This window comes from Thermogemmatispora aurantia (assembly GCF_008974285.1).
In the GTDB taxonomy this organism is placed as follows: Bacteria; Chloroflexota; Ktedonobacteria; order Ktedonobacterales; family Ktedonobacteraceae; genus Thermogemmatispora; species Thermogemmatispora aurantia.
On the sequence record NZ_BKZV01000001.1, the window covers coordinates 916,462 to 938,106 of the forward strand.

Below are 21,645 nucleotides of genomic sequence, written 5' to 3' on the forward strand. Positions count from 1 at the left end.
CATTACCTTGTGACATTCCGCTGGGGCAGAAGTCGGGCGGCTTCTGCTGGAAGCTGTGCACGCACCATAGTGGGAGGCGGTTTCTCGCCAAGGGCTTCCCTGATGAGCGAGACAGGCGTGCGGCAAAACCGCAGATCCGTGGGAAGAGCGGGCCATCCCTCAACTGCAGGGATACACCCAGCTGCCCGTCTGCTCCCTCTGACCGCACCTATCCCGCGGTGGGGAGATGTTCCAGAATAAGAAAAGGATAGAGAGTGTCTGGCTGACTCGCAGTCAAGGCTGAAGCCTAGGAGGTAGGGAACTTGCCTCACCGCCGCTGGGACTGGACCCCGAGGCTGGCGGCGGCTTTCTCTGTTACCAGGACCGTGGAGACAGCAGCCAGGCGCGCTTTCTCAGATCTGCTCGACCGACCGACCGACTGACTGGAGCCATCTGTGAAGGTCATCGCCATATTCTATCAGGGCCGCAAACAGCACACCGCTGAGGCTGCAGCCCAGATCGAACCATTCCTACGCCGCCGCGGCTACGAGGTCCGTAGTGTTGATATCCGCGAGGAGGGGGAGGAAACCCCCGAGGGGCTTTTGCAGGGCTGTGAGCTGGTCATCGTGCTAGGCGGCGATGGAACGATTTTGCACGCCGCACGCCTGTGTGCTGCCGATGGCATTCCAATTGTAGGAGTAAAGTACGGGCGCGTCGGCTTTCTGACGGAACTGGAACCCCGCGATCTTCCCTACGAGCTTGTACACTATCTGGAGAAGGATGATTCGGTCTGGGTGGATACGCGCACGATGCTCACCGCCACCCTGGACCAGGAAGGACAAAGCGAGACCTTTCTGGCGCTCAATGACATTGTGATCGCACGCGGCACCTGGCCCCGCGTAGTGCAGGTAGGTATCTGGATCGACGATCATTTTTATAGCACAACCTACGCCGATGGGGTTATCGTCTCAACGGCTACTGGCTCAACGGCCTATAATTTAGCTGTTGGGGGACCTCTGCTGCACCCACAGGTGCAGAGCATGGTCCTGACACCTATCGCTCCTCATCTGGCTTCTGATCGTTCGCTCATTCTTCACCCCGATGCCTGCGTGCGCCTGCAAATCGTGACCGGCTCGCAAAGCGGCGTCTTCTCCGCCGACGGCCAACTGAATCGCGAGATACGCAACGGCGCAATGGTCACTGTCCAGAAAAGCCAATACGAGACCCGCTTCCTGCGACGCCGACCACCAACTTACTTTTATCAGATTATCAATGCGAAGCTGAGAGATGACGAGTAGGATCGCTCGTACGCTCATGCACTCGCTCATCCCCGATGCCAGGCGCGCGCTCACCCGCACTCCCTTCAGCAACGGGTGCCAGGTGGCGACCCGGCTGCCGGTCCGATCCTCCGGCCCGCTGTTGCCTCCCGCTTTGCTCATCCGTTGAGAAAGTTGCCTGTGCAGTGCCATGTTGCTCGAACTGAATATTAAAGATTTCGCTATCATCGACAATCTGCATCTCACTTTCCATCGACTCTTCAACGTCTTTACCGGCGAAACAGGGGCCGGCAAGTCTATCATCATCGACGCCGTCAGTGCCCTGCTGGGAGGAAAGATCGGTGCAGAGTATGTGCGCGCCGGCTGCGAGCGCGCCAGTGTCGAGGGCGTCTTTTCACTGGAGACGCTGCTGCCACCCGGCGGCAATGGCTTCCAGTCCCTGGCCCGCCCGACTGAGGGGGAGGAGGAAGCGGCTGCTGTCGGCAATACGCTCTATGAAGCCCTGGAGCAGGTCGAAAGCCAGGAGGGCCGGCGCCTGGAACGCCTGCAGGCCGACCTTTCCAGCGCCGATGCGCGCGTGGTCCTCGCCAGCCTGCTCCAGGAGTACGGCCTCCAGCCCGAGGATGGAACGCTGATCCTCTCGCGCGATATTTTCCGCTCGGGACGCACGGTCTCGCGGATCAATGGGCGCGCTGTCTCTCAGCATGTGCTGCAGCAGGTGGCCAGCTGGCTGATCGATATCCACGGTCAGAGCGAGCATCTGAGCCTGCTGCGCCCAGAGCAGCACGTTAATTTCCTTGATCGCTATGCTGAGCTGCTGCCGCTGCGCGAGCAGCTGGCGGCTCGCGTCAGTGAGTGGCGCATGGTGCGCAAGAGCTTGCAGCAGCTCTTGCAGACTGAGCGCGATGAGAGCCGCCGCGCTGAGTTCCTGCGCTTTGAGATCGAGGAGATTGAGAAGGCTGAGCTGCAGCCCGGCGAGATCGAGGAGCTGGAGCGCGAGCGGAAGGTACTGAGCAATGCCGAACGCATGCGCGAGCTGTGCGCCCTGATCTATGGGGCGATCAAGGGGTCGGAGCTGGCCAGCGATCTGACACAGTCGGCCCTCGATCTGTTGCGCAGCGCCGCCCGTGCCCTCAACGAGCTGGCTCGCCTGGATAAGAGCCTTGCGGAACAGGAGGCCAACCTGGACGAGGCCATCTATCGCCTGGAGGATGTGGCCGCCGCTATTAGTAGCTATGAGACCGATATCGAAGATGATCCAGCTCGCCTGGCAGAAATTGAGGAGCGCCTCGATCTGATCGCCCGTCTGAAACGGAAGTACGGGGCCACGATTGAGGAGATTCTCAGGCGCGCTGAGGAGGACCGCCAGGAGCTGGACCGCATCGTCAACCGCGAGGAGCATATCCGCAGGCTGGAGCAGCAGGATCAGCAGCTGCGCCGCGAGATCGGGCGCATCGCCCAGGAGCTGTCGGAGCGCCGCCGCGCCGCCGCCGCTCGCCTGGCCAGCGCGATGGAAGAGCAGCTGGATGACTTGAATATGAAGCGGGCTCGCTTCGCAGTGGAGATCCTTCAGGAGCCTGATCCCGAGGGGGTGCCGGCCACGATCGACGGCCAGCCCGAGCGGTTCTACGCCTGCGATGCGACTGGCATCGATCGCATCCAGTTCCTGATCGCTCCTAATCCAGGCGAGCCTTTCAAGCCTCTGACAAAGATTGCTTCGGGCGGCGAGACCTCACGCCTGATGCTGGCTTTGAAGACAATCCTGGCCCGGGCCGATGCCACGCCAACACTGATTTTCGACGAGATCGATTCAGGCATTAGTGGACGCAGCGGCCAGGTAGTGGCCGAGAAGCTGTGGATGCTGACGCGCAACCACCAGGTGATCTGCGTGACGCATTTGCCACAAATTGCAGCTTTTGCCGATTTGCACTTCAATGTGAATAAGCAGGTGCTGGGAGAGCGGACGATCACGATCGTCAATGAGCTGCGTCCCGAACAGCGTGTGCGCGAGATCGCTCATATCATGGGCGGGAACGTGAGCGAGTTCTCTCTTAAGAGCGCCGAGGAGCTGCTGGCACGCTCCCAGCTCTGGAAGGAGAATTGGCTGCGCCAGGTTGAGAGCCAGACAGCAGGCCGGGACGCCTCTCAGGCCCAGGCTCGCTAGAGGGAAGGGGTGAAGTACCAGCAATGGAGAGCTGGCCGGCGACGAGGGGAGAGAGCGAGCGCGAGCAGAGCGTAGAGGTGGCCGTGATCGGCGCCGGGGTCTCCGGCCTGGCGGCGGCGCATGTGCTGCGCGACCACGATCTGAAGGTGGCGCTCTATGAGCGTGAGGAGCGCGTGGGAGGCCGGGCGACGACGCGCTCCCGCGCAGGTTTCCGCTTTGATCCCGGCGCCCAGTATATCCACGGCAATGCCCCCGTCAGCGACGCCCTGCTGTTACAGCGCTTCGCTACCTCCGAACTGGTGTCCATTGCCAAGCCGGTCTGGACCTTCGATAGCCAGAATCGGATTCGCGAAGGTGACCCACGCCAGAACGCTCTACCGCGCTGGACCTATCGGCACGGGCTGCTGACGCTGGCAGAGCTGATGGCGCGTGAGCTAACAGTCTATACTCACTGTGAGATCGCCCGTCTGGCCTATATGAGACCAGGCTGGCGCCTCTTCTCTGCCACCGGTCAGGTTGTGGCCGAGGTCCCTGCTGTGCTGGTGACGTTGCCTGCTCCAGAGGCAGCAGCCTTGATTGCCGCGAGCGAGCTACCACCTGGGCTGCAGCAGACCCTGCTCGCCGAGCTGGGCCGTGCTCGCTACCGTCCCCTGCTGTCCCTCGCTCTGGCCTGGCCCCGGAAGGCACTCCCACCTACCCCTTACTACGCCCTGGTCAATAGCGATAAAACTCACCCTATCTCCTGGCTGGCCCGCGAGGAGGAAAAGAGTCCCGAACGGGTCCCTCCCGCCTGGACGCTGCTCATCGTTCAGCTCGCGCCTGACTACAGCCGGGCACACTGGTCATGGGATGATCAGGCCCTGGCTGCAGCAACGACGACTCTGGTCTCGGCTCTGCTCGGACAGCCGCTGCCAGCACCGCATTTCTACGACGTCCAGCGCTGGCCCCTGGCCCTTCCTGAACCGGAAAGACTGCTGGATGCCGAGACCCTGCACAGGGTGAGCGCCCCCTATGGGCTATTCTTCAGCGGCGATGCTTTCACTGGCGGACGAGTGCATCTGGCGCTGGCGCAGGGCCAAGAGAGCGCTTTACGCCTCTTGGCCAGCCATCGTTAGCTCCTTCTCTCTCCCAGCTCAGACCCACCCGGCTGCGCGAGCGGCTGGCAGTCCGCTGGACGGATATGCTACAATACTAGCGAGTATTTGCCGCTGGCTGGCGGCGGACCCGCCCACTCTGAGACGGCTCAGATCAGGAGCACCAGCCCAAAGCCACAGCAGAGTGAGATGCGTTTTTTTCATGCTCCAGCCGGCTCCTGTAGCACAGGGAGAATGCCAGGCAGCGGCAAGCGGCCAGCTGACCAGTACGTAAGGACCGTAAGGCTATGAGCAAGACCATTCTCAGCACGGTGTTGCTGTTTCTCGTATTTGCGGCGTTTCTGTGGTGGGGGCTTTGGCAATTGGCGAATCGCACCAGCACCGAAGATGTCATTTACGCCTTGATGCTCTTGGGGTGCGCAGGCTATGCTCTGGTTTCTATTTTGCTACTGCCGCGCAAGAAGACAGAAGACGAGCGAGAACGGCAGAGCAGAAAGGCCAGGCATGCCCAGCGCTAGTCGAGCCGCGAGAGCAACTCTAGCGTTCATCGGTCACCTATGGTAGAGGAGCGCGCCACCCCCCTTGTGATTCGCCTGGCCTGTGCGGAGGATATCCAGAGCATCGAATACCTGGATCGCTTCGGCACCTCGCCCACGCGCAATATTCATCGTGAGCTGGAGAAGTATTTTGGCTCGGTTGATCCCTCCACGCACGAGCGCGGTTTGATTTTTCTTGGGGAGCTGGAGGGGCGAGCCGTGGCTAAGGCAGAGCTGATGTTGCCGCCCGCCGATGGCAGCGAAGGGAGCCGCACCGGCTATATTCGCCGGGTGGTGGTGCTGCCGGAATATCGGCAGCGGGGCCTGGCCCGCCGTCTGCTCCAGTATATCATTGACTTTGCCCGCCAAGAGGAGCAACTGGAGGCACTGGACCTGCACGTTTGGGAGGAGAACAGGCCAGCCATTCGCCTCTATGAGTCGCTGGGCTTCCAGCTGCAGCACCGCGAGCTATATTATCGCCTTTCTCTCTAACTCAGCGCAGCGGTGGCCCTCCACCACCCGCTTCCTTTTCTTTGCCTGCTCGCTTGCTTACTTACTAATCTCCAGATCTCTGCAAGACGAAGCGGCCTCCCCAGCCTCACGCCAATTTGTGACGCCCGGCTCTTCCTCTTCGTTGTAAGACTCAGGCTGGGGAAACATCTGAGAAAGCCCTGCCCCGCCCGTTCTCTGGCCGTCCTGGTTGCACTGGCTCGGTTGTCTGGCCGGTGCAGCAGGCCCGAGAGCAGATCAGGCCGTCTCCCACAGGTTCCCGGTGCCGGTTGGGTAGTGGTCCTGTCATACGCACGAGTATACAACAGGCTTGCCTTACATCAGTATCAGGAGGGAAGTGGAACGCTATGGTGCAGCCATCCCTACTGCCCCCGTCCCTGGAGGCGTGCGAGCAGCAGGCCACGCAGGCCACCACCACAGCCAAACGCAGCTGGTTACGGTTCTTCTTTAGTGAGGATCAAAGCCCCGACAACTACATGGTCCGCGCCCTGCAGGAGCGCGCTGTCTGGATCGGCATTGCCCTGATCCTGCAAACGCTTAACGAGATCGATCACCGTCTCTATATGCCCTACCTGCTCCCCTATGGCTCGCTCATTCCTCTGGGGTTGATTCTGGGCAGCTTCGCCGCCATGCTGATGGCCCTGCGCCCCTTACCGCGTCGGCCACAGCCGCGGACTTTGAGCCAGCCTTTCCCACGCCGCTGGCAGCGCATCGCTCTCATTCTCATCTTGTTGACAAGCGTGGCAGGCGTGATAGAGCTAGGTCGTGGCGTGGTGATGTGCTTCCTCCCTCCCGAGTTCTCCAACGATGGCACAACCCTGGACACCAACGCCGCTGCACTCCTGCTCGCGGGGCGCAATCCCTATAGCGATTCGAACTTTGTGAGTATCGCGCGCACCTTCGCAATCCAGCCTGAGTGGACCACCCCTCTGCGTCAGGGCCGCTTTGCCAACCGTCTGGACTATCCCTCGGATGCTGAGCTGGCCGCCGCTTTCGCCGCAGCCCTCAAAACCGGCCAAGCCCCTGAGTTCGAGGGTAAGGTGAGCTATCCCGCGCTCTCTTTCTTGACTCTTGTTCCCTTTGTGCTACTTCATTCCCCTTTACGCGATGTGAATGTGCTCCCTCTGTATTTGCTGAGCTACCTGCTGATCGTGGCAATTGGCTGGCGTGTGGCTCGCCAGGAGCTACGCCCCTGGGTTTTGCTTCTCAGCCTGGCCAATGTCCCTATGTGGGCCTCAACAACAGGGGCGAATCTTGATATTTTGTGCTGTCTGTTGCTGCTGCTCGCCTGGCTGCTGCGCGAGCGTGGCTGGCTCTCGGCCCTCTTACTGGGACTGGCCATCGCCACAAAGCAACCAGCCTGGTTCTCGACGCCTTTCTATCTGATTATGGCCTGGCGCCTTTATCAGCCCCGGGAGGCACTGCGCCGCCTGGGGATTGCTGCCGTGACGGCCTTGGTGGTGAACCTCCCGTTTATTGTCTGGAACCCCGGAGCCTTCGTCTCCGGCGTGCTGGCCCCTCTCAACGATCCAATGTTCCCGCTCGGGGTCGGGATCATTAATCTGAGCGCCACGCACCTGATCCCCTATCTCCCTGAAAAGGTCTACCTGGCTCTTGAGCTGGCGGCTATGCTGGCTTCGCTGGCCTGGTACTGGCAGATCTGTCGTACACGGCCAGAGGCAGCCTTCTTTTTGGCGGTGGTGCCGCTCTTCTTCGCCTGGCGCAGCCTCTCATCTTACTTCTACTGTGCGGCCTTCCCGCTCTTTGTGCTGCAGATGGCTCGCCAGCGACAAAAGGCGACGGCCCCCAGACGCGAGCAGCACCCCTCTCAGCGTCCTGGCTCCGGCGAGCCGTTCCCCGCGCTGGTCGAGCAGCGACCTCTACCAGCTTTGAGCGGACGGGCGGCCTTGCAGCCAGCGGGGGCAGGGCTGTTGTCAAGCCTGCCGGCGGTTGATTCATTCCCCGCTCTGCCACTGCAGCGACAGTCACGATTGTCAGGCTAGGTCAGTTGCGATGTTGCTCTCTGTGGGCAGCACCGGGTCGGCCTGCCTGGCTGCCAGTAGATGAGGTCTCGACGCCTCACGCCCGGACGTGATACAATCCTCCCAACAGAAACAGAGGTATGTCGCCGCGAGGGGAGGAGCAGAATACTACTCATATGGCACGTAAGAAAGAAATTGCCAGCCCGGTCTCTGCAGAGGACCAGTCTCGTCTCCAGAGCCTGCTCGCACAGGTCCCTGATTTGGCCAAGCAGCTCCGCAGCAGTCAGAGCCAGCAGGAGGCGGAGGCTGCTCTGGCGCCTATTACTTCCGCTCCCATGAACGTCCAGCTTGCTTTCATGCGGGAGCTGGCGCAGGGATCGCCGGGACCCGCGATAAGGGAGCAGTCCCCGGAGTCACAAGCACTACAGACACTTTCCTCTGCAGGAGGGCCTCGCTGGAGCGCACAGGACGCCGCCGATCTCTTGCTGGCTCTTTATCAGTACAGCCCTGAGAAGGAGTGTCGCAAGGAGGCCAGGCGTTCGCTGATACGCCTGGAAGGAGCCCGCATTTATCCTCAATGGCAGCCGCCACGCGAACAGCCGGCAGCTTTCCAGAGCCGTCCCCCACGCTTCTGGAAAGGGCTGGTCTCAGAGACACGCGAGCGGGGTGAGGTCCAGCTCTTCCTTTGCTGGGAAGAGGGCTACGACTATGATGAGGCGCGCCTGATCGCGCTCGGGCTGGATTTCTGGCAGCAAGGAGTGCGCGACTGCATCGTCGAGCGCGCGAGCAAACGCCGCATCGAGGCCCGCCTTAGCGAGCTGATGAGCCGCCAGGAGGAGGTGCGCTTTAGCGAGTGTACGCTGACCGAGGGCCGCCGCCTGCTGGAAGAGGCGCTGACGGTGAGCCGCTGGCGCGGGCAGGAGCTGCCGGAAAGCTATCGCTATCACCTGCCGCTGATCCGCCAGCTGGTCCTGGAGGCCCCCGAAGCTGAGGCCGGCCAGGATCGCGGCCTGACCTTCATTCAGCCAGCTCTGGACCCGGAAGAGCTGGTTCTCACCTTTATCGGCGCCTGGTCGCTAGGTGACTTCGGGCTGGCCTACGATTTGCTGACACCGCAGAGTCCTTTGCGCGAGGGGTTGAGCCGCGAGGAATGGGTTGAGCGCCGCCGCGCCTGGGCCAACGAGGCACACCCTGCCCGCCTGACGGTCAGTTTCGTGACCGAAAGCGAGCAGCCACAAAGCGGCCTCTGGCTGCCCGGCAGCACACTCTCCAGCCGCGGTCCACGCAAGCTGGTCGAGATCGGCTGGTCACTGGAGCTGAGCGAGACGCCCCTGAGCGGTACCCTGCCAGAGATGGCCATGGGAACAGCGGTAAATAAGGAAACAGGCCGACACTGGTTCTGGACGAGCTATACGCTACTACGCCAGGATGAAGCCTGGCGCATTCATTCGATGAGCGATGAGGGCGCCCGCGCACAGGGTCTCCCGATTCCTGAGCTGCAACAGCGCATTAAGGAGCACGATGATCGCGTCCGCGAGATTTCAATGCAACAGCGCGAAGCTTTGCTGAAGAGCATTTCACTGTTGGACCGTCCCGACCCGCAGGTACTGCTCGAAGAGATCACACGCCGCCTGACGCAGGCCCTACACTATGAGGATGCGCTGATGGTGCGCCTTCCGCTCGACCAGCAGATTGTTGAGAACGCCTATAACCACGCCGCCGCTCTCCGCAACGGCGAGCGCGGGATGGTCTACCTGGAGCGTCTAGCCCAGCGCTTCCCAGGTCGCCGCGCCGATGCCTTGCGCGAGCTGGCCATGACCGAGGATAGTCTGGCGACCCTTTTCGAGCAGCAGGGCTTAAAGGAGCGGAGCCGCCGCTTCGATGAACTGGCCGAGCAGCACATGCAGGAGTCGCTGGCTCTGCGTCCGACGGCCCTCGGCTATGCGCTCCTGGCGCAGATGAAGCTGCAGCACACAGCAGCCCCGCTGCCTCCGCCGGAGGCCCTGCAGGAGGCGGAGCAGCTGCTAGCGCAGGCTCGAGCGCTCAATCCTAACCGCGCAGAGGAGACCATTATCGAGGCGGCCCTGGGAACGATCGCCAGTGCACGAGGCAACCAGCCACAAGCCTTACAGCATTATGAGCGGGCCGCCGCGCTCAGCCCCGACTACCCCGGTATCTGGCTGGCATTGAGCCATACCCAGCGCGCCCTCGGTCGAAAGGCAGAGGCTCGCGAGAGCCTGCGGCGTGCTCTCCGCTATAATCCTGCCGACCTGCAAGCCTATAGCGAGCTGGTGGACCTGGCTGTCGAGGAACGGCAGTTTGGAGAGGCGCACGCCGTGTTGGAGGAAGGCTTGAAGCAGCTCCCGCAGTCGGCCCATCTGCGCGCGCTATTGGCGATGGTTCTGGCCGAGCAAGGCGATCTGCGCCAGGCCCAGCGCTTTTTAGAAGAGGCTGAGCAGATCGATCAGCGCCTGCCCAGTGTGCAGGCTGCACGTGAGATTTTGAACGAGCGCAGGAAACAGCGATGATGGAGGGAGAGCGTTCGCTGACCTACCATACGGTGACCCTGGGGCCACTGACACGCTCTGGTCTGGCTCAGGCGGAGATTCCTGGCGAGCAAGCGAGCGAGGTAGGCGAGGCGCCCACCAGTCGGCCCCGGGTTGTGGAGGTACCCGCCGGTCTTCCGGGCGAGCGTGTGACGATCGCTATCGAGGAACCAGTATTGTCTGCCCGTCGGCGGCGTGCTCGCCGGCAGGCCCCCCCGCGCGTCTGGATCAGCGCTATTCACGAAGCCTCTCCTCTGCGGGTGCCCGCTCCGTGTCCGGTCTTCGGCACCTGTGGCGGCTGCCAGCTACAACACATGCGCTACGATGCTCAGCTGGTCTGGAAGCGCGAGGTGGTCGTGTCTTTGCTGCACGAGATTGGCGGCTTCGACGCCCTGGAGCTGCGCGAAATTGTGCGCGCGACAGAGCCATGCGCTGTACCCTGGCACTATCGCAATCACATGCGCTTTTCGGTCAATCGCGAGGGTCAGCTCGGGTTGACTGCGCGCGGCAGCCATCGCGTGCTGCCGCTCAGCTCCTGCCCCATCGCCCATGAGCGGATCAATACTGTTTTGGGAGTATTGGCGCGTCACGTTAATCCGCGCCCCCAGGTTTTGGTACGCTGTGGTGCAGCCACGGGCCAGGTGCTCATGCAGCCAGCCCCAGCGCCGGAGGTTGCTGAGGAGCTGAGCCAGGCCGGTATTGAGGTTCATACTCAGGCCATTGAGGAGCGCCTGGCGGGCGAGACCTTCCGCATTCGTCCCAGCTCGTTTTTCCAGACCAACACGGCCCAGGCAGAGAAGATGGCACACCTGGTCATTGAGGGTCTGCTCCAGGACAGGGCCGTTGTCAGTGTCGGCGCCTCTTCCCTCGGGCAGAGCCAGGTGTTGCCTGAGCCCGCCGCGTCTGAGCGCCGACCAGTCCTGGCCGACGCCTATTGTGGCGTGGGTACTTTCGCGCTGCTTTTGGCACGCTACGCCGCCAGAGTCTACGCCATCGAGGAGTCGCCAAGCGCTATTGAAGATGCTCAGTGGAACCTGCGTCAGGTCAACAATGTTGAGATCCTGAAAGGTAAGGTAGAGCACCTCCTGCCCACGCTGGCCGGTCAGCTCGATGGCCTGGTGCTTGATCCACCGCGCGCCGGTTGTCAGGAGGTGGTCCTGGAGGCGCTGCTACAGCACCCAGTGACGAGGATCGTTTATGTCTCCTGTGATCCATCGACGCTAGCCCGCGATTTGCAGGTCCTCTGTCGGCGTCAGACCACCTACCGGCTGCTCTCGGTCCAGCCGCTGGATATGTTTCCTCAGACCAGCCATATCGAATGCATTGCAATCCTGGAGAGGCAGGCATGAACAATCAGAGGACCAGTGAAGGGCATGGGGGTAGCCAGCGGCTACCAGTCTTGTTGCTGGCCTCGGCTTCGCCACGCCGGCGCCAGCTGATAGCGCAGCTGGGCCTGCCTTTCAAGGTAACAGTCTCTCCTCTCGACGAAGAGTGGCTTGAGGCGCGCTACGATGGCCCTGCTGAGGAGTTAGGGCGCTGGCTGGCTGAGCGTAAGGCAGAAGCCGCGCTGGCCTTGCCCGAGGCTGCCGACTGCCTCGTAGTGACCGCCGATACCACAGTCATCCTCGATGGAATCTCTCAGGGGAAGCCTCGCGACGCTGCACACGCCCGAGCTATCTTGCGCCGGCTGCGCGGACGCTGGCATCAGGTCATTACAGGGGTGGCCGTTGCCTTTCCCACGAGGAGAGACGAGGCCAGCGCGTCAGGTGCTTACCAGGGCCAGAAGCCGGCCCTGATCAGGAGCAGTCAGTGTGTGACGCCGGTCTTGATGCGCGCCTACAGCGATGAGGAGATCGAGGCTTATATTGCCAGCGGCGACCCGCTCGATAAGGCTGGCGCCTATGGCATTCAGAACCCCGATTTTCAGCTGCCCGAACGCATCGCCGGCTGCTACCTTAACGTGGTGGGCTTCCCGCTCTGCACTCTGAGCGCACTCCTGGAGGCAAACGGCTTCACTCTGCCAGCGCCAGTGCAGCCTTCGGCAGGCCGCTTCTGCCCCTGGTCAGAGCACTGCCTGCCGCCAGCAAGGAAGAGTATGATATAATTTGCGACGAAGTAATACACAACACACGCTCTTTTCAAGGAAGGTAAAGAGCCGGACGCGGGTTTGCAATGGGAATCCAGGTGCAACAGCTTATTTACTCGATCCTGACTCTCCTCATTACGGGAGCAGCGGGCTTTTTTTTACGTCGCTTGCTGGTTGGGCGCCTGCGCCAGACTGTGCTTGATGACTGGCTGGTCGAGACCCTGGGCGTGATGGTCATTTTGCTGCTGCTTGCCCTTGGGATAGTGGTGGTTATCAGCATCTGGAGCATTAGCAATTTGCAGCAGCTGTGGCATAGCTTCGCCGGCAATCTGGCCATCGAGAAGCTGGCCAACTATATGGGCGATGTCTGGACCGTCATTCTGAGCGCCTTCATTCTGGTGCTCGGCATCGGCGTCGGACGCACGGTGAGCAAGATCATCATCCGCAACCTGGCGGAGAACCGCATCGACATTAACATGCGGACGCTGATCGGGCGCATGCTGAGTTTTGTGGTGCTGGGCATCGCCATCTTCTGGATTCTCGCCCTCTGGCACCTCTCGATCGAGACGCCTCTGGCGATTTTGGGCACCATCACGGTGGCCTTTACTTTTGCCATCCAGGATATTCTCAAGGATCTTGTGGCGGGCTTCTACATTCTGATCGAGCGCCCTTTCCACATTGGAGATGAGATCAGCATCGAGGGGGGAGCCGCCGGTATTCTGACCGGGCGCGTCGAGGACGTGCAGCTGCGCGCGACGAAGGTGCGTCTGGTCAGTGGCGAGGAAGTGACGATTCCAAATACACGGATTTTTAGTACCACGGTTATCAACAATACTTTTTATGGCGAACGCCGTGTGACTCTGACGATAACGCTGCCCCAGGAGCAGTATGATCGCGAGCAGACGCCTGCGCGGATTCTAAGCATCCTGCGCGAAATTGATGAAATTATCCCCAAACCGGAGCCAGTGGCCACCATTAGTGGCTATACGCGCGAGGCAGTGACTCTGACGGTGCGCTTCTGGATCGTCCACGGCCAGAGCGGCGTGATCGCTGACGTCCTGCACGCCCTGCGCAATGCCTTCGCCGAGGCCGAGCTGACAGTCCAGGAGTCCGCCGGAGCCATTTAGCAGCTCAGCCGGGTGGACGCGCCGCCTACAATTGTTGCTGAGAGGAGTTGTTTTCGCCTATGGGTATGGGAGAGACGCAAGCTATGAGGCGCATCGGCCTGCTGGGAGGGACCTTTGATCCGATCCACTACGGGCATCTGGTGATTGCCGAGGAGGTGCGGGCGACGCTGGCACTCAGCGAGGTGGTGTTTATCCCTGCTGGCCAGCCACCCCATAAGCCGGGCCGCCCGGTAACGCCGGCGCAGCATCGCCTCGCTATGCTGCAACTGGCCATTGCGTCGAATCCCGCTTTCTCTCTCTGCGAGATCGAGATCGAGCGACCAGGTCCCTCCTATACGGTGGATACGCTGCGCTTGCTGCGCCAGCGCTGGGGATCACAAGCCTATCTGGCCTTCATCCTGGGCGCCGATAGCCTGGCTGAGTTCACCAGTTGGTACAACGCTGCTGGCGTTCTGGCGCAGCTTGACTGCTTAGTGGCGGTAGGCCGCCCAGGTTATCGCCCCCCCCAGGAGCTGGTCACCGCTCTGGAAGAGCGCCTGCCAGGCATAGGCGAGCGGCTCCGCGTGGTCAACGCGCCCTATCTCTCCATCTCGGCAAGCGATCTGCGTCGGCGCGTGGCGGAGGGGCGCCCAATCAAGTATCAAACACCGGAGAGTGTCGAGGCGTATATTGCACAGCACCAGCTCTATCGTGAGCCGATGCCACGTGAACCAGCAGAGGGGAGGTCCAGCTATGTCCAGGATGCCCATGCATCTTGAGCTTGGGGACCGCTTGCGCCTGCGTAAGCCGCATCCGTGCGGCGGGTCGACCTGGCAGGTAGTCCGCCTGGGCGCCGATATCGGCCTGCGCTGCGAGACGTGTGGACGGCGCGTGTTGCTGCCTCGCTCAGAGGTGGAGCGGCGCACCAAGGAACGGTTGCCACCCGTGACTCCGCCGGCGCCGGATGACGACCCGCAGGCGCCTTCGACGTTCCAGCCCTGACCGACAGAGCGAGGGCCAGTACACACACGAACAGGAAGAGACAGATGAGCGGGAAAGGCTCCAGCTCAGGCCGCTGTCCAAGCTGGAGCCACCGCCAAGCGGGTCCCCAGGTGGTCATGGCTCTGTGCCTGGTCGTGATCGCTGCTCTGTGTTCACTTCGAAGCTAGCACATTTGGGAGAGATGCTATGGATGTTGCCAGGTCCAAGCAAGGGGGAGGCTTCAAGACACTTCTCAGGAAGAAGAACTTTGTCTACCTCTGGCTCGCTCAGTTGATCTCGATGACCATCCTCAACGCCTCCAATTACGCCATCATGGTCCTTGTTGAGGAGGTCACGGGGTCGACGACGCTGGTGGGCGTGGCGATTATCAGCTTTAGCTTGCCCGCTCTGCTCTTCAGCGCCCCCGCTGGCGTTTTTGTCGATCGCTTGGACAAACGGCTGATTCTGTGGGGCAGTAACTGCCTGCGCGCTATTGCAAGTTTCGGTTTCGTGATCTCGCTGCTGATCGATGCCAGACAGCTCATCCCTGCCTACTTGCTGACCTTCCTGATTTCGAGTATCGGTCAGTTCTTTACGCCAGCTGAGAGTTCGACGATCCCCCTGCTGGTCGATGAGGATGAGCTGATGCCCGCCCTGGCACTTTTCAATATTACGTTTATGACATCGATGGCCCTGGGGATGATTATTTTCGCCCCGCTGGTGCTGAGCCTGCTCCCCACCTTCCAGCTCTTTTCACTGACAGTGCAGCCAGTGGAGACACTCTATTTCTTGATCGGGCTGCTCTACCTGGCCTGCGCGGGCCTGATCTTGTTGATCCCTCCCCGCGCTTTCGAGCAGCATGCTCCGCGTCGCCCTGTTGCTTCCGGCGAGGACCTGGCAGCACAGTCGCTGAGCCTATTCGGCAATATCGGCAGCGAAATGCGCCAGGGCTGGCTCTTTATTCGTCAGAATAAGCCGCTGCTGCTGGCGGTGGTGCAGCTGTCATTCGCCGGTATCTTGCTGGCTCTGGTGGCTGAGCTGGCTACGGCTCTGGTGACGCGGCTCTTCCTGCTGCCCGCCGATACTCTGGCCTTTGTCTTTGCTCCCGCCGGCATCGGCCTGGTGCTGGGGTCGCTCTTTATGCCACGCATTACGCGCCGCCTGGGCATTTCTCGCTCGATTCTTCTGGGCTGCCTGGGCTTCGCTTTGATCATTCTGCTCTTGCCACTCTTGACGGTCATTGCCCGTAGTCTACAGCCGGTTGGTTGGAATACCCATCCGCTCTTCCTGGGCAGCGCCGCACTGATTATGTTCCTGGGCGGCATTGCCCTGGATTGTATTAATATCCCCGCTCAGACACGCGTCCAGGAGGAGACCCCCGAGTGGATTAAGGGCCGTGTGCTGGCACTGCAGCTGATGCTCTATAACGCCGGGACAATTCCAGTGATTCTGCTGACAGGCGCGGCAGCTGATCTGCTCGGTATCGACCGCGTAATCTATTTGTTATCTCTGGCTATCCTGCTCTTCGCTCTCTGGGGCTTCTTCTATGAGCGCCGCCATCCTCCTGCCGTTTGCTTGCAGGAGGAGCCAGAGGAAGAATATGGGCACGAGGAGTTTGAGACGGAAGCCGATGAGATAAGTCGCTGATTCCTGAAGAACGTGACCCTATTGACGCTCGTCCAGATCCTTCTCTACAATAGAGATAAGATGAGTGGCCGTCGCGCTGTCGACCGTCGCTGAGGCTATGCTCATGGACCCTGCCCTGACTGCTCAGATCAGGCCCTATGAACCCTGGCTGCTGATTAGCGGAGTTTTTGTGCTCTTTATCCTGCTCCGCCTGACCTGTCGTGCTCTGCGCCATCGCGTCGATCGTATCGGTTATCGTTTGTTCGGCGAGCGGGGCCTGCTGATCTGGTTCTGGATGAATGCCCCCGGCGTCATCTTGCATGAACTCTGCCATGCCTGCGTGGTGCTGCTCTTCCGTCCTTTCGGCTTCCGCATCACCAAGATCACGCTCTTCCGCATCAAACCACTGGTGCAAGAAAGACCGTACGGTATGCTGCAGCGCGGTATGCCCCAGGCTCTGCAGCTGGGTGAGGTGCAATATGTGCGCCCTCCCGGGCGCCTGGTCAGCCATATCGGCGACGGCTTGAGCGCCATCGCTCCTCTAATCGGGGGGATTGGGGCGATCATCTTCCTCTACTGGGTGGCCACCGGCTACAATATCTGGGAGGTACGCCTGCAGCTGATCCGGCCAGGTTGGCCCTGGTGGACACTCCTCTTCGCCCCCTACTTGATCTTGACTATTACTGCCGAGCTTTGGCCCAGCTCCCAGGACTGGCGCGGCGCTCGCTGGCTCTTGACGGGCCTCTTGCTTCTGGCCGGGATTGCCCTGGCAACGCTCTGGTACATGCATCTGCTCGTCTTCAATGAGGCTCTCTTGCAGGGAGTGGCCTCGGTGGCTCTCCACATTGATTTTGCTTTGCTGGCCTTGCTGATCCTCGATCTGGCTATCTTTATTGTGGCCGATCTCCTCAACCGGCTGCTATGACCATCCCTTCCCACCTCTTGCTCGACGCGGATGCCCCACACCCCAAGAGCGAGCGATCGGTACCACAAGGGGCTGTCCCAGTCTCCTCCCTCTCTCCCCCGGACTGACTCCGCTTCGGCAACCGGCGGCCAATGTTACCATTCAAACTTTTCGCTGAGGAAGGCACGGCTATAGTGCAGCAGCACCGGGCTACCATGCGGGCAAACGGCTGGTGCTGCAGTCTGGGCCAGGCGATGCAAGAGATCTTGTTGTTCACCCTGGCTCAAGATGCGCCCCCGGCGCAGGGCCGAACGGCAGGCCAGCCCAATCAGCAGGTGATCTTTCCAGTCTTCGCTATCTTCAAGAGCGATCTCCACCAGCTCGCGCAGATGGGCCGCCAGTTGCTCGCTATCGCCGATCCCTTCGGGAACGGAACGCACAAGGAAGCTGTGCCCTCCGAAGTGCTCGCAGTCTAGACCCAGACTGGCCAGGATCGGCAGGCGCTGCTCCAGCAGCTCCGCCTGCCAGCCCTTCAACTCTAACACCACCGGTTCAAGCAGGAGGCGCGCCGCCAGGTTCTCTGCTCCTTCGCTGCCAGCGCCAGCGCTCTGGCCACGCAGATACTCATAGAGGATACGCTCATGAGCACGGTGCTGGTCGATGAGATAGAGGCTCCCATCAGGGGCTTCGGCCAGAATGACCGCTTGCTGCAACTGGGCCAGAGGACGCAGGGCCGCCAGCACCTCGGCAGGTGTCGGAAGACTGCCTTCGCCGCGATAGTGCTCGCCTGCCTCCAGGACGCGCAGACCTCGCCGACGCGGGCCCGGCAAGCGCGGCTGATAGACGCTGGGCGGGCCTGGCCAGGTGCTTTCGGCGGGCAGCGCTGGGCTGCGTTCGAGTACCGCTCGAACGCTTCGGGTAAGCAGCGTTGCCAGCTCGCGCTCACGCCTCAGACGGACCTCTGTTTTGGCCGGGTGGACATTAGCATCGACCTCCTGGGCTGGCAACTGCAGATGAAGCACCAGCAGGGGATGGCGTCCTTTGGCCAGGAGCGGGCGATAACCGGCTTCCAGGGCCTCTTGCAGAGCGCGCACCTGTACGGGTCGCCCATTGATGAAGAGCATCACATGCTGCCGATTGGGCTGGGCCAGAACACGGTTGCCTACGTAGCCAAAGATCCTGATCCCCTCCTCATCTGTCACTTCGATGGGGATGAGTAGCTCAGCGAGCGGCAGGCGGTAGAGTTCGGCCAGGGCGATAGCCAGGTCACCACTGCCACTGGTTTGTAGTAGGGATTGCTCTTCGATGCTCAGGTTAAAGCGCACGGAAGGATAGCCGGCAGCGTAGTGATTGAGGAGCTGCAGGATCTGGCCGGCCTCGCTACGGGCGCTACGCATGAACTTGAGACGCGCCGGCACATTATAGAAGAGTTCGCGTACGGTGACGGTTGTGCCGTGCGGACGCGCTCGGTGGCCGCGCTGGACGAGTTCCCCACCGCGCACGGTAATCCAGGCCGCCGGCTCCTCCTGGCCACGTTCCTCGCTCTCGATGGGCCGACTGAGCAAAGTCAGCTCGGAGACCGCTGCGATACTGGCCAGCGCCTCCCCTCGGAAGCCCAGAGTTTGTAGATGCTCTAAGTCCTCGACACGCACGATCTTACTGGTAGAGTGACGCGCGCAGGCCCGCTCCAGGTCTTCTTCAGGAATTCCCTGGCCGTCGTCGCTGACACGAATGAGACGCAGGCCCCCGTCACGGATCTCAACGCGGATCTCACGGGCGCCGGCGTCAAGGGCATTCTCCACCAGCTCTTTGACCACTGAGGCGGGGCGCTCGATGACCTCGCCAGCAGCAATACGTTCCGCTACCTCCGCTGGCAACTGGCGAATGGGTAGGCGCGGCGGGAGCGATATAGGCACAGATGGAGCCTGGTGAGTCGGATCTGGCATGAATGGGTCCGGACGACTCATAGCGCCTTTCTCTGTTTCTGTCGCTGACGTTGGATCAGAAAGAGTAGATTGAGAGCATCCAGTGGGGTGATAGCACAGATATCGATGTGATCAAGCAGGGCTTCATTCGTCCCCTGACGCTCAAGAAGAGCTGCCAAACGTCGTCCCTCTTCGCTCTGCCAGGCATAGGTAAGCACCAGTTCGCCACTCTCCTCAGCGACTCTGACGCTCTGCTCTCCTTGACTACGCCCCGCCCCTGCCCGATGACCATTGGTGACAGAGACAGAGGCTGATGACTCAGCAGCCGGGGCAACGGGCAACGCGCCGGTCACCAGAGCGACGCCGGCCACCTGGCCCGGGGCATGCTGACCAACCTCCAGCGCCTTCAGCACTTCCTGGGCGCGGCGGATAATGCTCGGCGGCATGCCCGCCAGACGCGCCACATGGACGCCATAGCTGCGTCCGATGCAGCCGGGAGTCACGCGATGTAGGAAAACGATCTCGCCATCCTCATCCTCGCTGATCGCCATCGTGTAGACGCGCAGATGAGGCAGCTCATTAGCCATTGCGGCCAGCTCGTGATAGTGGGTCGCGAAGAGCGTGCGCGCTCCAATCACCGAATGTAGATGCTCAACCACCGCGCGGGCGATGGCCAGGCCATCATAGGTACTGGTACCGCGCCCGATCTCATCGAGCACAATCAGGCTGTGACGCGTCGCATGGTGCAGAATGGCCGCCGTTTCTTCCATCTCCAGCATGAAGGTGCTCTTGCCGGAAGCGATATCGTCCTCAGCTCCTACGCGTGTGAAGATGCGATCGACCAGGCCGATGCGAGCGCTCCTGGCGGGAACAAAGCTGCCAATCTGGGCCAGCAAGGTAATAAGGGCGACCTGCCGCAGATAGGTTGACTTGCCAGCCATATTCGGCCCGGTCAGTAACAGGATGCGCTCGCCCTCATCGCCATCCAGGTGGGTATCGTTGGGAATAAAGACATCGCCATCCAGGCTACGCTCAACCACGGGATGTCGTCCGCCAACAATGTCGAGCACGTGTCCCTGCTCCAGGATCGGCCTTACGTAGCCATAGTGAGCAGCCACCTCGGCCAGGCTTAGCAGGGCATCGATGCGCGCCACTGCCGAGGCTGTGGTCATGATTTGACCGTAGGAAAGGCTCAACTGACGCAGCACGTCGGCATAGATGCTGCGCTCAAGTTCTTCAATGCGCTCCTCAGCATTGAGAATGCGCGCCTCATGCTCTTTCAGCTCGGGGGTGATATAGCGCTCCGCGTTTGTCAGGGTCTGGCGACGCTCATAATCGGGAGGGACCAGATGGCGATTGGCCTTACTGACCTCGATATAGTAGCCAAAGACTTTGTTGTAGCCAACTTTGAGCGACTTGATGCCGGTGCGTTCGCGTTCGAGCGGCTCCAGACGGGCCATCCAGAGGCGCGAGTCGCGGATGGAAGCGATCAAGGCATCCAGCTCAGGATGAAAGCCAGCGCGGATCAGTCGTCCGTGCTCGGCGCCGTCATCCACCTGCCCTTCGGAGACCAGGGCCCGGGCAACGAGATCGCGCACCTGGGGACAATCATCCAGCTCTGCGGCAATCTCTTGCAGCAGTGGAGCCTGACAGCCCTGCAACAGCTCGCGCAGACGGGGAACGATCTCCAGATAATTGCGCAATCCCTGCACCTCGCGCAGGGTGGCCGTCCCCTGCCGTACCCGTCCGGCGCAGCGCTCCAGATCGCCCAGGCTCTGTAGACAGGCGGCGATGCGACTGCGCAGGGCGGGGCTCTCGTATAGCTCTTCGACACTTTCCAGGCGCGCGTTCAGTAAGGTCAGATCGAGCAGCGGCTGCGTCACCATCCGACGCAGATAGCGCGCGCCCATCGGCGTCAGCGTTCGATCGAGTACCCCCAATAGACTCCCCTGGGTAGTACCGCTGCGTGAGCCTTGCAGAATATCGAGATTACGCTGGGTGTGGGCATCCAGCACCATATAGCTGGTCGTCTGGTAGGAATGGAGGCCCGTCAAGAGCGAAAGGAGGGCCGTATTCATCTTCTCCAGATAGGCGATAATGGCCCCAGCAGCGGCAATGGCCTGGGGAGCGCCGGCACAGCCATAGGCATCGAGCGACTGCACACCGAAATGACGGCAAAGCCGCGCGCGAGCCGCATCGACATCGAAGAAATGGGGTGGGCAAGGAGTAATGGTCACAGTCTGCGAAGGAAAGCGGTAGGCATCCCGGCCTGCCCCTTCAACAAGCAGGCATTCGGAGGGGGCCAGACGCTGCAGCTCGGCCTCTAAGGCCGCCGGCAGCTCAGCGGGTGCAAACCAGGTCACGCTGAACTCGCCCGTGCTCACATCGACCGCCGCCAGCCCAGTCTGCTGACGCGAGGCAGCAATGGCCACCAGATAATTATTCTGCCGCGCTGGCAAGAGATTTGGCTCGGAGAGAGTGCCTGCCGTCAGAATGCGCGTCACAGCGCGATCAACTACCCCATGACCCACCTCGCCGACCTGATCACAGATCGCCACCTTATAGCCCCGCTGAATCAACTTGCCCACATAGTTTTCGAGCGCATGCAGCGGGATGCCGGCCAGCGGTACCCGCTCCTCGCCATAGTTGCGCGCCGTCAGGACGATCTGCAGCTCGCGGGCAGTGATACGCGCATCCTCATCGAAGGTCTCGTAAAAATCGCCAACCTGATAGAGCAAAATTGCGTCGGGATATTGGCTCTTGATCTGCAGATACTGGCGCCGTGCGGGGGTAACCTTCACCGCTTTCTTCTCCTCCTGCCAAGCCATAGCAGATCTCGACTGAACGCCTGTACTATAGCGTATTCCAGTGCGATTGTCAAAACCCGGTAGCCCGAATGCGGAGCGGTCGGCACCTGGGCAGACAAAAG

General features: G+C 61.2%; 16 protein-coding genes. 14 read left to right on the plus strand and 2 right to left on the minus strand.

Annotated features, from left to right (window positions below; genetic code table 11):
• Positions 1-434: 434 nt before the first annotated feature.
• From KTAU_RS03585 to KTAU_RS03650, 14 genes are all read left to right on the plus strand, one after another.
• Positions 435-1,277, plus strand: a complete 843-nt coding sequence (locus KTAU_RS03585) for an NAD(+)/NADH kinase (protein WP_170293028.1) — start codon at positions 435-437, stop codon at positions 1,275-1,277.
• Between the two features lie 169 nt (positions 1,278-1,446).
• Complete coding sequence (gene recN, locus KTAU_RS03590) at positions 1,447-3,420, plus strand: DNA repair protein RecN (protein ID WP_151727059.1); 1,974 nt, start codon at positions 1,447-1,449, stop codon at positions 3,418-3,420.
• 23 nt (positions 3,421-3,443) lie between these two features.
• On the plus strand, positions 3,444-4,535 hold the full coding sequence (locus KTAU_RS03595; RefSeq protein ID WP_151727060.1) for an NAD(P)/FAD-dependent oxidoreductase: 1,092 nt from the start codon (positions 3,444-3,446) through the stop codon (positions 4,533-4,535).
• 266 nt (positions 4,536-4,801) lie between these two features.
• Positions 4,802-5,032, plus strand: coding sequence for a hypothetical protein (locus tag KTAU_RS03600; RefSeq protein ID WP_069801374.1), 231 nt, complete (start codon positions 4,802-4,804; stop codon positions 5,030-5,032).
• A gap of 39 nt (positions 5,033-5,071) precedes the next feature.
• Positions 5,072-5,542 carry a GNAT family N-acetyltransferase gene (locus KTAU_RS03605; protein WP_151727061.1) on the plus strand — a complete coding sequence of 157 codons (471 nt, stop codon included), beginning with the start codon at positions 5,072-5,074 and terminating at the stop codon, positions 5,540-5,542.
• A gap of 365 nt (positions 5,543-5,907) precedes the next feature.
• Positions 5,908-7,563 (plus strand): glycosyltransferase 87 family protein, encoded by a 1,656-nt coding sequence (locus KTAU_RS03610; protein ID WP_151727062.1) that lies wholly within the window; start codon positions 5,908-5,910, stop codon positions 7,561-7,563.
• 155 nt (positions 7,564-7,718) lie between these two features.
• Positions 7,719-10,070 carry a tetratricopeptide repeat protein gene (locus KTAU_RS03615; RefSeq protein ID WP_170293029.1) on the plus strand — a complete coding sequence of 784 codons (2,352 nt, stop codon included), beginning with the start codon at positions 7,719-7,721 and terminating at the stop codon, positions 10,068-10,070.
• Positions 10,067-11,437 carry a class I SAM-dependent RNA methyltransferase gene (locus tag KTAU_RS03620; protein WP_151727064.1) on the plus strand — a complete coding sequence of 457 codons (1,371 nt, stop codon included), beginning with the start codon at positions 10,067-10,069 and terminating at the stop codon, positions 11,435-11,437. Before KTAU_RS03615 ends, KTAU_RS03620 begins: the two co-directional genes overlap by 4 nt.
• A complete protein-coding gene (locus KTAU_RS03625) occupies positions 11,434-12,192 on the plus strand; it encodes a Maf family protein (protein ID WP_151727065.1) in 759 nt (252 codons plus the stop codon). Before KTAU_RS03620 ends, KTAU_RS03625 begins: the two co-directional genes overlap by 4 nt.
• Before the next feature lie 80 nt (positions 12,193-12,272).
• Positions 12,273-13,301 (plus strand): mechanosensitive ion channel family protein, encoded by a 1,029-nt coding sequence (locus KTAU_RS03630; RefSeq protein ID WP_170293030.1) that lies wholly within the window; start codon positions 12,273-12,275, stop codon positions 13,299-13,301.
• 59 nt (positions 13,302-13,360) lie between these two features.
• Entirely contained in the window at positions 13,361-14,059 is a 699-nt protein-coding gene (nadD, locus tag KTAU_RS03635; protein ID WP_228026298.1) for a nicotinate-nucleotide adenylyltransferase, read from the plus strand.
• On the plus strand, positions 14,043-14,282 hold the full coding sequence (locus KTAU_RS03640) for a DUF951 domain-containing protein (protein ID WP_170293121.1): 240 nt from the start codon (positions 14,043-14,045) through the stop codon (positions 14,280-14,282). Before nadD ends, KTAU_RS03640 begins: the two co-directional genes overlap by 17 nt.
• A gap of 186 nt (positions 14,283-14,468) precedes the next feature.
• Positions 14,469-15,908: an MFS transporter gene (locus KTAU_RS03645; RefSeq protein ID WP_151727067.1), complete on the plus strand. Its 1,440-nt coding sequence runs from the start codon at positions 14,469-14,471 to the stop codon at positions 15,906-15,908.
• 64 nt (positions 15,909-15,972) lie between these two features.
• Positions 15,973-16,812: a hypothetical protein gene (locus KTAU_RS03650; protein ID WP_151727068.1), complete on the plus strand. Its 840-nt coding sequence runs from the start codon at positions 15,973-15,975 to the stop codon at positions 16,810-16,812.
• 134 nt (positions 16,813-16,946) lie between these two features.
• Here the strand turns inward: KTAU_RS03650 and mutL are convergent, their stop codons facing one another.
• Both mutL and mutS read right to left on the minus strand, forming a co-directional pair.
• On the minus strand, positions 16,947-18,707 hold the full coding sequence (gene mutL / locus KTAU_RS03655; RefSeq protein ID WP_228026300.1) for a DNA mismatch repair endonuclease MutL: 1,761 nt from the start codon (positions 18,705-18,707) through the stop codon (positions 16,947-16,949).
• Between the two features lie 47 nt (positions 18,708-18,754).
• Positions 18,755-21,517, minus strand: coding sequence for a DNA mismatch repair protein MutS (gene mutS / locus KTAU_RS03660; RefSeq protein ID WP_170293031.1), 2,763 nt, complete (start codon positions 21,515-21,517; stop codon positions 18,755-18,757).
• Between the last annotated feature and the right edge of the window lie 128 nt (positions 21,518-21,645).

What these genes read in the sequence shown, in the direction of transcription:
- recN (WP_151727059.1), top strand. Translation starts at nt 1,447, where the DNA reads ATGTTGCTCGAACTGAATATTAAAGATTTCGCTATCATCGACAATCTG.
- KTAU_RS03595 (WP_151727060.1), top strand. Translation starts at nt 3,444, where the DNA reads ATGGAGAGCTGGCCGGCGACGAGGGGAGAGAGCGAGCGCGAGCAGAGC.
- KTAU_RS03600 (WP_069801374.1), top strand. Translation starts at nt 4,802, where the DNA reads ATGAGCAAGACCATTCTCAGCACGGTGTTGCTGTTTCTCGTATTTGCG.
- KTAU_RS03605 (WP_151727061.1), top strand. Translation starts at nt 5,072, where the DNA reads ATGGTAGAGGAGCGCGCCACCCCCCTTGTGATTCGCCTGGCCTGTGCG.
- KTAU_RS03610 (WP_151727062.1), top strand. Translation starts at nt 5,908, where the DNA reads ATGGTGCAGCCATCCCTACTGCCCCCGTCCCTGGAGGCGTGCGAGCAG.
- KTAU_RS03615 (WP_170293029.1), top strand. Translation starts at nt 7,719, where the DNA reads ATGGCACGTAAGAAAGAAATTGCCAGCCCGGTCTCTGCAGAGGACCAG.
- KTAU_RS03620 (WP_151727064.1), top strand. Translation starts at nt 10,067, where the DNA reads ATGATGGAGGGAGAGCGTTCGCTGACCTACCATACGGTGACCCTGGGG.
- KTAU_RS03625 (WP_151727065.1), top strand. Translation starts at nt 11,434, where the DNA reads ATGAACAATCAGAGGACCAGTGAAGGGCATGGGGGTAGCCAGCGGCTA.
- nadD (WP_228026298.1), top strand. Translation starts at nt 13,361, where the DNA reads ATGGGTATGGGAGAGACGCAAGCTATGAGGCGCATCGGCCTGCTGGGA.
- KTAU_RS03640 (WP_170293121.1), top strand. Translation starts at nt 14,043, where the DNA reads ATGCCCATGCATCTTGAGCTTGGGGACCGCTTGCGCCTGCGTAAGCCG.
- KTAU_RS03645 (WP_151727067.1), top strand. Translation starts at nt 14,469, where the DNA reads ATGGATGTTGCCAGGTCCAAGCAAGGGGGAGGCTTCAAGACACTTCTC.